This window comes from Ruegeria sp. SATB027 (assembly GCF_059613825.1).
Window position 1 is genome coordinate 240910 of the sequence record NZ_JBXWTH010000040.1, and the last position, 12944, is coordinate 253853.

General features: G+C 56.6%; 10 protein-coding genes and 1 tRNA gene. 6 read left to right on the top strand and 5 right to left on the bottom strand.

The features are described 5' to 3' along the window. Positions 1-45 precede the first annotated feature (45 nt). From AC2FPW_RS11545 to AC2FPW_RS11565, 5 genes are all read left to right on the top strand, one after another. Complete coding sequence (locus AC2FPW_RS11545) at positions 46-1632, top strand: ABC transporter substrate-binding protein (protein ID WP_496813786.1); 1587 nt, start codon at positions 46-48, stop codon at positions 1630-1632. 15 nt (positions 1633-1647) lie between these two features. Next, on the top strand, positions 1648-2604 hold the full coding sequence (locus AC2FPW_RS11550) for an ABC transporter permease (protein ID WP_209504642.1): 957 nt from the start codon (positions 1648-1650) through the stop codon (positions 2602-2604). Beyond that, on the top strand, positions 2604-3419 hold the full coding sequence (locus AC2FPW_RS11555; RefSeq protein WP_480831456.1) for an ABC transporter permease: 816 nt from the start codon (positions 2604-2606) through the stop codon (positions 3417-3419). Before AC2FPW_RS11550 ends, AC2FPW_RS11555 begins: the two co-directional genes overlap by 1 nt. Further along, the gene (locus AC2FPW_RS11560; RefSeq protein WP_496813787.1) at positions 3416-5053 is read left to right on the top strand and encodes an ABC transporter ATP-binding protein; all 1638 of its coding nucleotides are present in this window, start codon (positions 3416-3418) and stop codon (positions 5051-5053) included. The genes AC2FPW_RS11555 and AC2FPW_RS11560 overlap by 4 nt, the downstream gene beginning before the upstream one ends. 156 nt (positions 5054-5209) lie before the next feature. Continuing rightward, positions 5210-6046, top strand: coding sequence for an alkaline phosphatase family protein (locus tag AC2FPW_RS11565; protein ID WP_496813788.1), 837 nt, complete (start codon positions 5210-5212; stop codon positions 6044-6046). 10 nt (positions 6047-6056) lie between these two features. Here AC2FPW_RS11565 and AC2FPW_RS11570 read toward each other — a convergent pair whose 3' ends face one another. The 5 genes from AC2FPW_RS11570 to AC2FPW_RS11590 all read right to left on the bottom strand — a co-directional run bounded on the left by AC2FPW_RS11570 (position 6057) and on the right by AC2FPW_RS11590 (position 12039). After that, positions 6057-6980: an alpha/beta hydrolase gene (locus tag AC2FPW_RS11570; protein ID WP_496813789.1), complete on the bottom strand. Its 924-nt coding sequence runs from the start codon at positions 6978-6980 to the stop codon at positions 6057-6059. Positions 6981-6992: 12 nt separating this feature from the next. Continuing rightward, on the bottom strand, positions 6993-8882 hold the full coding sequence (locus AC2FPW_RS11575) for an acyl-CoA synthetase (RefSeq protein WP_496813790.1): 1890 nt from the start codon (positions 8880-8882) through the stop codon (positions 6993-6995). A 159-nt stretch (positions 8883-9041) separates the two neighbouring features. Next, the gene (locus AC2FPW_RS11580) at positions 9042-10862 is read right to left on the bottom strand and encodes an ABC transporter transmembrane domain-containing protein (protein WP_480773135.1); all 1821 of its coding nucleotides are present in this window, start codon (positions 10860-10862) and stop codon (positions 9042-9044) included. Between the two features lie 127 nt (positions 10863-10989). Then, positions 10990-11063 (bottom strand) — tRNA-Gly (locus AC2FPW_RS11585). Between the two features lie 103 nt (positions 11064-11166). Beyond that, positions 11167-12039 (bottom strand): MurR/RpiR family transcriptional regulator, encoded by an 873-nt coding sequence (locus AC2FPW_RS11590; RefSeq protein WP_267364875.1) that lies wholly within the window; start codon positions 12037-12039, stop codon positions 11167-11169. A 127-nt stretch (positions 12040-12166) separates the two neighbouring features. On the opposite strand from AC2FPW_RS11590, the gene AC2FPW_RS11595 reads away from it, so the two are divergent. After that, positions 12167-12928 (top strand): N-formylglutamate amidohydrolase, encoded by a 762-nt coding sequence (locus tag AC2FPW_RS11595; protein WP_496813792.1) that lies wholly within the window; start codon positions 12167-12169, stop codon positions 12926-12928. The last annotated feature ends 16 nt before the right edge of the window (positions 12929-12944 follow it).

Sequence of the window (12944 nt, forward strand, 5' to 3'; positions counted from 1 at the left end):
AAAAACCCGAAAAGGGTTAAAACCACTCGATAGGGAGAATACTCGATGAACGAACAAATCACGCATATGGCCGGTCAGGTCACAGCCGGAAAAATGACCCGCCGCGAATTCATGGGGAAAGCCGCGGCGCTGGGTGTTTCGGCTGCGATGGCCAACACAATGTTCGCAGACGCCGCTCGGGCTGCTGGCCCGAAAAAGGGCGGTGATTTGAAATTTGGTCTTCAGGGTGGTGAATCCACTAACTCTCTGGACCCGGCGACCTATGCAAGCTCTGTTCCCTTCCAGAACGGCAAACAGTTTGGTGACCAGCTTGTCGAAGTTGCACCGGACGGTTCGATCGAGCCTCGTCTGGCGGAAAGTGTTGAAGGCAGCGCTGATGCCAAGGTTTGGACTTTCAAGCTGCGTCAGGGTGTCGAATTCCACAACGGCAAGACCATGACCAGCGAAGACGTGCTGAAAACCATGCAGCGCCACTCGAACGAAGACTCCAAGTCCGGTGCCCTGGGCATCATGAAGGGCATTGAGTCAATGAAAGCTGATGGCGACAACTTCCAGGTCACCCTGACCGAACCAAACGCTGACCTGCCCTATCTGATGGCCGATTACCACCTGATCATTCAGCCTGATGGCGGTATGGATAATCCTGGAGCGGGTATCGGGACTGGACCGTACAAATTGGAAGTTGACGAACCCGGTGTGCGTCACTTGTTTACAAAGAACGAAAACCACTGGAACAGCGATTTCGGCAATTTCGACAGTGTCGAAGTCATCGTCATCAACGACGCAACTGCGCGTACCGCTGCCCTGCAATCCGGACAGGTCCACGCGGTCAACCGCGTGGAACCCAAAGTTGCCGACCTGTTGGGCCGCGCACCCAACCTGACCGTACATTCAACCGCTGGTCGCGGTCACTACGTCTTCATCATGCATTGCGACACGGCACCGTTTGATAACAATGAACTGCGCACCGCGCTGAAATACGCCATCAACCGGGCAGACCTGGTAGACAAGGTTCTGCGAGGCTACGGTTCGATCGGTAATGATATGCCGATCAACGCGGCCTACCCACTGTTTGACGAAACAATCGAGCAGCGCGAATTCAGCATCGAAAAAGCAGCCGAGCACTACAAAAAGTCCGGCCACGATGGCTCGCCGATTATCCTGCGTGTTGCAGATGGTGCCTTCCCAGGTGCTGTCGACGCAGCAGCTTTGTTCCAGCAAACCGCTGCGCAAGCTGGTATTCCACTGGAAATCAAACGTGAGCCCAACGATGGCTACTGGTCCGAAGTCTGGAATGTCCAGCCCTTCTGTGCGTCGTACTGGGGTGGTCGCCCTGTACAGGACCAGATGTATACTACCGCTTACCTGTCAACTGCGGATTGGAACGACACTCGTTTCAAAGTTCAGGCCTTTGACGATCTGTTGTTTGCGGCGCGTGCAGAGTTGGATGCAGAGAAGCGCAAAGGCATCTATAGCCAGATGGGCCGTATGGTCCGCGACGAAGGCGGCTTGATTTGCCCGATGTTCAACAACTTTGTTGAAGGCGTCAGTAATCAGCTGGATGGTTGGGAATCAGACCCGAACCAAGAGATGATGAACGGCAACATGTCCCGCAAAATGTGGTTCGTCTAAAACGGGCCACGGATCATGCATCCTATCATCAAACTGGTTTCCCAGCGCTTAGCGCTGGGACTCCTATTGCTGTTTGGCGCTTCGGCCCTGATTTTTGGCCTGACCGAAGCCCTTCCCGGAGACGCAGCGCAAGCCGTCCTGGGGCAGTCCGCAACCCCCGAGGCCCTTGCAAACCTGCGCGAAGAAATGGGCCTGAACCGGCCTGCCCTGACCCGCTATTTCGAATGGCTGGGCGGTATAGTTCAAGGTGATCTGGGTCAGTCCCTGACCAACAAGCTGGACATTGCGGAAAGCATTGGCAAACGGTTGGGCAACACGTTGTTTCTGGCATGCGCCGCAGCCGTGGTTTCGGTTCCGCTTGCCATCTTCCTGGGCTTGCTGGCAGTCCGCTACCGCAACCGCTGGCCGGACAAGCTGATCTCTGCCATCACGCTTACGACAGTGTCGATACCAGAATTTCTGATCGGCTACGTGGTGATCTACTATGTCTCGGTAAAGCTGGGCTGGTTTTCCTCGCTTGCGATGATCAATGACTCGATGTCATTCGGGCAAAAACTCAATGCGATCGCGTTGCCCGCTTTCGTGCTGACGCTGGTGGTCTTGGCGCAGATGATGCGCATGACCCGCGCGGCGATCCTCAACCTGATGCAGTCGGCCTATATCGAAACGGCGGAACTGAAGGGGTTGTCAAACTTTCAGGTCATTGCGCGACACGCCTTTCCGAACGCGATCTCGCCCATTGTAAACGTGGTGATGCTGAACCTGGCCTATCTGGTCGTGGGCGTTGTCGTGGTCGAAGTGGTGTTCGTTTATCCCGGCATGGGGCAATACCTGGTGGACTCGGTAACCAAACGTGACGTGCCGGTCGTGCTGGCGTGCGGTGTGGTCTTTGCCGCCGTCTATATCGGGCTGAACATGGTGGCCGATATCGTATCGATCCTGGCCAACCCAAGACTGAGGCATCCGAAATGATGAAAAATATTCCAATTTCGGCAATGATCGGTCTGTTGTTCACAGGTCTCTATTTCTTTGTCGCCTTGGCTGCACCGCTTATTGCGCCCTACGGTATGGCCGAAGTGGTTGGCGATGTGTGGGAGCCATCAAGCGCAGAACATCTGTTGGGCACCGACAATATCGGTCGGGATCTGCTCACACGCATGATCTACGGCGGGCGCACCACCATCTTCATTGCGGCTGCGGCTACGATCCTCAGCTTTGTAACCGGCACGTCGCTGGGTTTGCTGGCTGCGGTTCTGGGCGGTTGGGCTGATCAGGTTCTCAGCCGGGCGGTTGACCTGGTCATGTCGATCCCGACGCTGATCCTGGCACTTGTCATTCTTGCCATCGTCCCAGTGACGGTCCCGATCCTGATCCTGGTGATGGGCCTTCTGGACGCGACACGCCCGTATCGTCTGTCGCGATCGGTTGCTGTCGACATCAACGTGATGGATTATGTCGAGGCCGCCAAATTGCGCGGCGAAGGCCGTGCCTGGATCATCTTCCGTGAAATCCTGCCGAACGCCCTGTCACCGCTGGTGGCCGAGTTCGGGCTGCGGTTCATCTTTATGGTCCTCTTCATCTCGACCCTTTCGTTTCTGGGGCTGGGCGTTCAGCCCCCGCTGGCCGACTGGGGCGGCATCGTGAAGGAAAACAAGGATGGCATCGTGTATGGCATTGGCGCAGCTTTGTACCCGGCTGTGGCCATCGCGACGCTGGCAATCTCGGTCAACCTTGTTGCTGACTGGGTCCTGAACAGAACCACATCACTGAAAGGAGGCCGGGGATGAGTGATACCCTTCTCAAGGTCCGTGACCTCAAGATCGGTGCAACCGTTTACCCACCGGGTGAAAAACCCCATGACATCGAAATCGTGCACGGGGTCAGTTTTGACCTCGAACGCGGCAAGGTGCTGGGGCTGATCGGAGAATCCGGTGCCGGTAAGTCCACCATCGGCCTCGCTTCCATGGCCTATGGTCGGGGTGGTGTTGAAATCACCGGCGGCGAGGTTTGGGTAAATGGGCGCGATATCCTGAAATCGTCACATGGCGATATCCGCAACCTGCGCGGGGGTGAGGTTGCGTATGTGTCGCAATCCGCTGCCGCGTCGTTCAACCCGGCCAAGAAGATCATGGATCAGGTTGTCGAAGCTGCGGTCGAGCACAAGAAGTTTTCGCGAAGAGAGGCCGAAGGCCGCGCGCGGGAACTGTTTGCCAAACTAGGCCTACCCGACCCGGACAATATCGGTGACCGCTACCCGCACCAGGTTTCAGGCGGACAGTTGCAGCGATGCATGACTGCGCTGGCGCTGTGCCCCGAACCCGATCTGGTGGTGTTCGATGAACCTACCACGGCGCTGGATGTGACCACGCAGATCGACGTGCTGATGGCGATCAAAGAAGCCATTCGCGATACCGGTGTCGCTGCTCTTTACATCACGCACGACCTTGCGGTCGTGGCGCAGGTCAGCGACGAAATCATGGTTCTGCGGATGGGAAATACGATTGAATACGGGTCAACCGATCAGATCATCAACAACCCGCAGGAAGAGTACACGCAAGCTCTGGTCTCGGTCCGTTCGATCGAGCACGAGGAAAAACAGCCCACAGCGGAACCGCTGTTGAGCGTTGACGGTATCACCGCGCGCTACAAGGGATTGAATTTCGACGTGCTGCACAACGTCAATGTCGAGCTTCATCCGGGGCAGACGCTGGCAGTTGTGGGCGAATCCGGTTCTGGTAAGTCGACACTCGCCCGGGTGATCACCGGCCTGTTGCCGCCGCGCGATGGCGAGATTACGTTTGCCGGACGCAAGCTTTCGCCTGATCTTGCCGGGCGATCCCGCGAGGACCTGCGCGAGTTGCAGATGATCTATCAGATGGCTGACGTGGCAATGAACCCGCGCCAGACCGTCGGCACGATCATCGGGCGCCCGCTGGAGTTCTACTTCAACATGCGCGGTGCCGAAAAACGCAAACGGGTTGTCGAGTTGCTGGACGAGATCGAGTTGGGCGAGAAGTTCATCGACCGTTACCCAGCCGAGTTGTCCGGTGGCCAGAAGCAGCGCGTTTGTATCGCGCGGTCTTTGGCGGCCAAGCCCAAGATGATCATCTGCGACGAGGTGACATCGGCACTCGACCCGCTTGTGGCGGACGGTATCCTCAAGCTGCTGCTGGATTTGCAGAAGATCGAGGATGTGGCCTACCTGTTTATCACCCACGATCTGGCGACGGTTCGGGCGATCAGCGACAGCATCGCGGTGATGTATCAGGGACGCGTGGCGCGCTATGGCCCAAAGAGCCAGGTGCTCAGCCCGCCATTCGACGACTATACAGACCTTCTGCTGAGCTCGGTGCCCGAGATGCATCTGGGCTGGCTGGAAGAGGTCGTTGCCCATCGCAAAATGGAAAGCGCGGGGAACTGATCTCTGCGCCTGTAACATCACTTTGAAGAAATGGATTCCCGGCGTTTTGCATCTTGGCTGACGTCGGGAATTTATTATTTGGGACGCGATTTGGCAGGCGCATGGTTTCAACTCGCGTATCGTCCGCATGAAATACTCAGATCAAAAGGCCGAACCATGGACCGTAAACTACTATTGATCATCCTGGACGGAGTACCATACCGGAACTTCCGCCGCCTGTTCGGCAACCTGGAAGGTTGGGTCGACAGCGGCGAAGCTCGGGTGTGGCAGCACCGCGCGGTGCTGCCTTCAACTTCGGCCAGTTGCTATGCATCGATCCATACGGGCGTAACCCCGCAAGAACACGGCTGCACCGGAAACGGCAACGTTTTTCGCCTGAGCCACAAGGATATCTTTAGCCAGGTACGTGAGGCCGGCGGCGTGACTGGGGCAGTAACGCACAGTTTTTGGTCGCAGTTCTTCAACCGTCACCCGTTCGACTATGTCCGCGACGTCGAATATGACGAGCCAGAGAGCCAGACCATCAATCACGGTCGCTTTCACAGCATGACCGGTTACGGCAAAGACAATCAGATGACCCCGTCCGACGTCGATCTGTTTGCGACCCTGACCAATCTGTGTCTGCGCTTTGGGTTGGACTATGGCATCCTGCACACCTGCACACTGGACAGCATGGGTCACCGTTTCTATCACGACTGCGAGGAAATGGATCATGCCTGTTTTGTTGCAGACGAGATGCTGGCCCCGTTCATCCCACGCTGGCGCCAACTAGGGTATGAGGTGATCGTCACCGCCGATCACGGTCAGGACGAGCGCGGACACCACGGTGGGCGCAGCCCACTGCAACAGGAAACCGCGCTGTATTACTTCGGTGATGCCGACGGGCCTGACGCTGAAACCGTGATAGATCAGGTCCAATTGGCCCCGACCATTCTGAACCGTTTGGGTGCGCCCCTCGCAGAGACGATGAAGGCTAAGCCGTTCCTGAAGTAACTGGCTGGCGTCAGTCGTAGGGCCAGATTTCTTGCCCAAGCGCTTCGATTGCGATCGAGATCCGTTCGAAACTGTCTGCTGCGCGCTTTACCGAGGTTCGCGCGCGCAGGTACCCATGGACAAGGCCAGGTTCGTTGATCCAATGGGCCAGACCACCAGCTGCACTGATCCGCTCGCAATAGACCTTCCCGTCATCACGGAGCGGATCACAATCAGCGGTAATCACAACAGTAGGCGGCAGTTCCGAGAAATCATTGTCCTGTAAGGGCGCGTAAGTCGGATCGCCCTGAGGCGGGGTACCTGCGTATCGGACGGTTTCGTAGAATTTAATATCGTCCAGTGTCAGTAAAGGAGCATGGGCGTGCTCAAGATATGAACCGCGCGATTGGTCTCCGCCAAAACCGGGGTAGATCAGCACCTGCCCCAGTATATTGTCCAGCCGCCCGCGCGCATGGTGGGCGATAGATGCTGCCAGATTTCCTCCCGCACTATCCCCGGCCAGGACAAGCGGGTCGCCATACTCCACCACCGCCCATTTCACAGCCGTCCAGCAATCCTGGAACTGCGCCGGATGCACATGTTCAGGGCACAGCCTGTAGTCAACTGAAACGACGCGGTATCCCGTTTGGGCACAGAACTCGGCACAGACATCATCATGGCTGTCCAACCCGCCAACAACAAACCCGCCGCCGTGGAAATAGACGACCGTTCGGGTCGGTTGCCCGGATGTATAATGGCGGACCGGCACCCCATCGGCGTACAGGTCCTGAGTTTCGACACCGGCAGGGCGCGGTTGGCGAAATTTCTTGCACATCGCGTCATAGACGCGACGCTGGTCCTCGATGGACAAATCGACCGCATCATCGGGATAGCTTTCAGCCGTGCGGCGTATGAACGCCCAGGTTTCTTCGTCGATCAGGCGTTCATAGTCCATTGTTCCTCCAACTTATTCGGACCACTCCCAGGGTCGGGTATATGCGCCCAGGACTTTCGCGACATCGTCTTCCGAAGATCCGTTCGCGTCAAGCTGCGCGACAAGGCCACGCTTCTTATCGTCGATCACCAGAACAACCCGCGAAGCGAGGCCCGCAGCTTCAAGAGCGCCATTGTATATGCGGGTGATGGCCTGTTTGCGCAGGTCCGGCTTGAACACCTTGCCGACCGCAGTTTTCGGCAACTCATCAAGAATGGTGATATGCTTGGGTTGCGCGGCACGCTCATGCACGTGAACCTTGCAATATTCCAGCAGCTCATTTTCAGTGACCGACGCCCCATCGACCAATTCGACATAGGCGCAGGGCACTTCGCCCGAATGCGCGTCCGGCTGGCCGATCGCCCCCGCGAAGGCAACCGCATTGTGACCCAGCAGCGCCTCTTCGATTTCGGCAGGATCGATATTGTGACCACCGCGAATGATCAGGTCCTTGGCGCGACCAGTGATCCAAAGGTAGCCGTCTTCGTCAAACCGCCCCAGATCGCCCGTACGCAGGTATTTGTCAAAGTGATAAAGACCAATGTTCTTGTCGGCCTCAGTATACGTGTTGCCTGCGTACACACCGGGGTTCGAGATGCAGATCTCACCAATCTGATCAGTGCCGCACTCCGTCGGCCCATCTGGTCCATCCAGCAGGATTTTGACATCCGTATAAGGGAACGGAATACCGATCGAACCGATCTTTTTCTCGCCATCCACGGGGTTGCATGAGACCAGACAGGTGGCCTCGGTCAGGCCGTAGCCTTCGACGATGGTGACGCCCGTCGCCTCTTCGAAGCGGCGGAACAACTCCACCGGCAGTGGCGCCGAACCCGAAAAGGCGGTTTTCACGCTTGAGATGTCTGCGTCCACCGGGCGTTGCATCTTGGCTGATATCGCGGTTGGAACTGTGATGATAAAGCTCACCTTCCAGCGCTCGATCAGCTTCCAGAAATTGTCGAACACACCGTCACCGCGATAACCTGCAGGTGTCGGGAATATCACATGCGCACCCGACGACACGGCGGCCATCACGATCACATGCACTGCAAAGACGTGGAACATCGGCAGCGGGCACATGATGACGTCATTCTCGTCAAACAACAGCGTGTTGCCCAGCCAGCCGTTGTAGATCAGGCCCGAGTATTTGTGTTGCGCCACCTTGGGCATCCCGGTGGTCCCACCGGTGTGGAAGAAACAAGCAACGCGATCATCCTTGCTGTCCTCGAATGTCAGCGTCGTTGGTTGCTTGGCAAGTTCCTTGTTGAAACTCTTGTAGTCCGCATGTGCCAGTTTTTCCTTTTCGCCCATCTTGGGGCGCAGGAAGGGAACCAGCCACGATTTGGGCGGCGTCAGGTACCGATTCAGGTCAATTTCCAGAATGGTGTTGACCTTGGGCGCGTGGCGCACCGCCTCTTCCACCTTCTGGGCAACATCCGTTTTCGGGAAAGACTTTAACGTAACAACCACTTTGGCACCTGTCTCGCGCAGGATCGCCGCAATCTGTTCGGGCTCCAGCAACGGATTGATCGGGTTCACAATCCCCGCAACTGCACCGCCCATCATGGTAATCAGTGTTTCGTTACAGTTTGGCAGCACATAGGCCACCACGTCTTTTTCACCCACACCCAGCGCACGAAACAGGTTTGCCGCCTGATTGACCTTGCCCAGAAGTTCAGACCAGGTCAGGGTTTCGGCTTTGTCATTGGGGCCAGAAAAAAGCTGAAAACTGATGGCATTGTGGTTCGGGAACTTCCCCGCCGTGCGCGACAGGAGCTGATGGAAGGTGACAGGCAGATCCCGATCCTCCCACGACATTTCCTGTTCCATGCGCGTCTTGTCTTCCAATCCCACAAAGGCCATGTGGTTCCTCCCGTTTTTCTCCCGTGTTTTTGCACGAGCTTGTTGTTCGCAACCAAGATGGAAGCAAAACAACCCTCGCGCAAGCGAGGCCTTAGCCTTCAAAGGGGGTAAAATGTAGAATGACGCTACGGCGAATTCACAAATGCCCGAGCGTCACTCCTATTCTGCCGCAACGCCATCTGTGAACTGCAGTCGTGCAAGGCGCGCATATAGCCCATCTTGGGACACCAGATCATCATGGCTGCCCTGCGCCACGATACGGCCTTCTTCCAGCACGACAATACGGTCGGCTTTCTTTACGGTCGCCAATCTGTGCGCAACAATCAGGGTCGTGCGGCCGGCACGCATCTGATCCACGGCGCCCTGCACCGCTCGCTCACTCTCCGCATCAAGGGCCGACGTTGCCTCGTCCAGCAGCAGCACGGGTGCGTCGCGTAAAATGGCACGGGCGATTGCGATACGCTGTTTTTGCCCACCCGACAGCATGACACCGCGTTCGCCGACAAAACTGTCATACCCATCGGGCAAGGCGGCAATGAAATCATGTGCGATGGCGGCACGGGCTGCGGCTTCTACTTCGGCATCCGTTGCGTCCAGACGACCGAAGCGAATGTTTTCGCGGGCTGAGGCGGCAAAGATCACCGGATCCTGAGGCACCAAAGACATATACTTCCGGAAATCTGTGCGATCCAATTCCCGCAGATCATGGCCATCCAACATCACCCGGCCTGAGTTCGGGTCATAAAACCGTTGAATCAATTGAATGATCGTCGTCTTGCCCGCCCCTGACGGCCCGACAAAGGCAACGGTCTCGCCCGGGTTTACCTGAAGCGACAAGTGATCCAGCGCGATTGTATCGGGGCGCGCGGGATAGCGAAAACTGACATCTTCGAACCGTATTTCGCCCCGGACGTCCTTTGGCAAAGGAGCGGGGTTAACGGGGTCGGAAACCGTATCTTCGGCATTCAGCAACTCGACAAGACGCTCGGTGGCTCCGGCGGCACGCTGAAGCTCGCTCCAAATCTCGGACAGGGCCGCAACAGAACCCGCCATGATGATCGAGTAGATCACGAATTGAATCAGAACGCCTTCGGTCATCACACCGTTGCGTACGTCATTTGCACCCATCCACAGAACGCCGACGATACCTGAAAAAACCAGAAAGATCACAATCACCGTCAGCACTGCACGGGTCTGAATCCGACGCAGTGAAACAGTATAGGACATCTCGGTCATCTCATCGAATTGCTGGCGACTGGCTTGCTCGTGGGTAAAGGCCTGCACCGTCTGTACCGCCCCCAATGCCTCGCCCGCGTTTCCGGATGACGCCGCAATCCAATCCTGGTTTTCACGGCTGATCACGCGCAAACGCCGACCCAGAATCAATATCGGCACCACCACCACGGGGATAAGCAGCAAGACAAGCCCGGTCAGCTTGGCCGAGGTCAACAGCATCAGAACCAGCCCGCCGATAAACATCAGCATATTGCGCAGCGCGATGGAAACAGATGAGCCAAGAACCGATTGGATGAGGGTCGTGTCAGTGGTGATCCTGCTCAGCACTTCACCGGTCATGATACGTTCGTAGAATTCGGGGCTCATGCCGATCACGCGATCGAACACAGCCTTGCGGATATCGGCAACCACACGTTCCCCCAGCCGTGTGACCAACGCATATCTGATACCGGTTCCCGCAGCCAGAACAGCGGCAATGCCCAACGCTGCCAAAAAGTACCAGTCCAGCAATTCACCGTCCTGAATGCGGAAATTGTCGACAACGCGTCGCACGGCCAGTGGCAGGGTCAGCGTCATACTGGCCGTCAGGATCAGCGCCAGTGTCGCCCCGATCATCAATAACCTGTAAGGCTTCATAAAGGGCCAGAGCGACCCCAGCACCCCGATTTTCCTTGAGCGGGCCCGCTCTTCGCTAGCGCCAGGAGCCGCTGATTGTGCTGGTTTATTGGCGGTCTGTCTTGCCATGTCCGGCCCTTGTGAATTGAACGCTACAAAGTGAACGCTTTCTTGGCCTCAGCCGTCGTTCCGGTCAAGCATTCCTGCCAAAAACAGCCAGCCATAAGGGCCATTTGACGCAGAAATCAGTGGGGATTGGAGCGGGTAGACGGAATCGAACCGACATAGCCTGCTTGGAAGGCAGGGGCTTTACCATTAAGCTATACCCGCAAATGGTTTGCGCTGGTTAAGTCATGCGCCGGGGCGCGTCAAGCGGGAAGTGTGAAAATTCGCGCGACCAAAACCGTGATATTTCCCGGTGGATGTACGGCCTTCAATCGTGACTGCGGAATATCCGCGTCGAGGAGAAAAACCGCTCAAGTTCCTCAATGCGTTCCTTGCTTTCTTCCCACCGTGCCTCTTGCACTTCAGCGATCAGGGTTTCCGATATCAGCTGCAATGCAATTGTTGAATCCCAGCTGGATGGTGCCTCGACCAGTGCGTGAAAGGTGTAATTGGCGGTCTTGCCTATCGGTGATCCCCATTGGTCGGTGAACAGGATAACCGTCACACCGCGGTTGGACGCGACCTGCGCCAGTTTCTCGAGATAGGCCTCGTATCGGCGGATATCAAAAATCACCAGAACCGAGGTTTCATCCATATCAAGCAGGTACTGCGGCCAAACGTTTGCCGAATTGCCCAGCATCGTCACATTGGGTCGAATAATCTGCATGTGATTGAACAGATAGTCCGCATTTGAACGTGTGATACGCCCGCCCACGACGTAAAGATGGCGATCCGTGTTTGCCAGAAGCTGGGCAACGGTGTCGAACATCTCTTTGTCCAGACGTTCCAGCGTGTGGCGCATATTTGTCCAAACGGCCTGCGCAAACCGCGTTGTGGGATGTTCCGCCTCGTCATCCACAACCCAGGCATCCCGTTTCGAGATCGGCTTTTTGATCTGTGCCGCAACCTCTTCTCGCAGGGCGTCCTGCAGGGCGGGAAAACCGTCGAAACCCAGCTTGCGTGCCATACGTATGACCGTCGGGGTCGAGACCTGCGCCGCAGCGGCCAGCTTGGTGATCGATTGCAAGCCGGTCATCGGGTAATCCTGCAAAAGTACCGAGGCCAGCTGCCGTTCTGACCGTGTCAGATCGTCAAGCTCTTCCTGGATCCGCTGTTTGACAAGTTTCGCAACGGTGGCCATCGGCACCTTCGTTTCTCAAATTTTCTACAGGATATGTTCGTTTGTAATTTTGTCTACAGTAATTTTCTTGACAGGTCTGAGGTTGCTGTAACAAATGCTACCTATGCACCACGATTCCGAGACATCAATGCTACTACCAACCGAAGCTCCGGCAGCCCGCGTGCAGAACGCCAACGGCCGGGCACAATGCGTTTTGGTATGCGAACATGCTAGCCGATTCATCCCAGCGTCACTGAACGGATTGGGCCTGACTGAGGACGCCGCATTGTCTCATGCCGCTTGGGATATCGGCGCATTGGCGCTTTCGGTCGAACTGACGAAGGCCTTGGACGCGCCGCTGGTTCATTCCTGCATCAGCCGACTTGTTTACGACTGCAACCGCTCGCCTGAACGTGCAGATGCAATGCCGCAGGTAAGCGAAGTGTTTTCCATCCCTGGCAACGAAAACCTGACGGACGCTCAACGTGCCCAAAGGATCCGCGAGGTTTATGAGCCGTTCAAACAACTGTTGTCGTCTACTCTGGACGCACGGGACCGGCCGCCTGTCGTTGTCACGATGCACAGTTTCACGCCCGTCTACAACGGTAAGACCCGATCAGTCGAATTGGGCATTCTTCATGACGAAGACGACAGGGCGGCCCAACTTATGCTGCAATGCGCCAAGAACTCGGGTCTGAAAGCCGCGTTGAACGAACCTTACTCTGCCACGGATGGCGTCACGCATACGTTGCAGGAACATGCGATCAGTCGGGGGCTTCCGAATGTCATGGTCGAAGTTCGAAACGATCTTATCGACACTCCAACGGGAGTAGACCGCATTGCCGGGATTCTGACGCCGATCCTGCAAACGGTAATTGATGCGTATTCGCACACAGAGGCGAAACAATGAGAGCTGAGGTATCGAG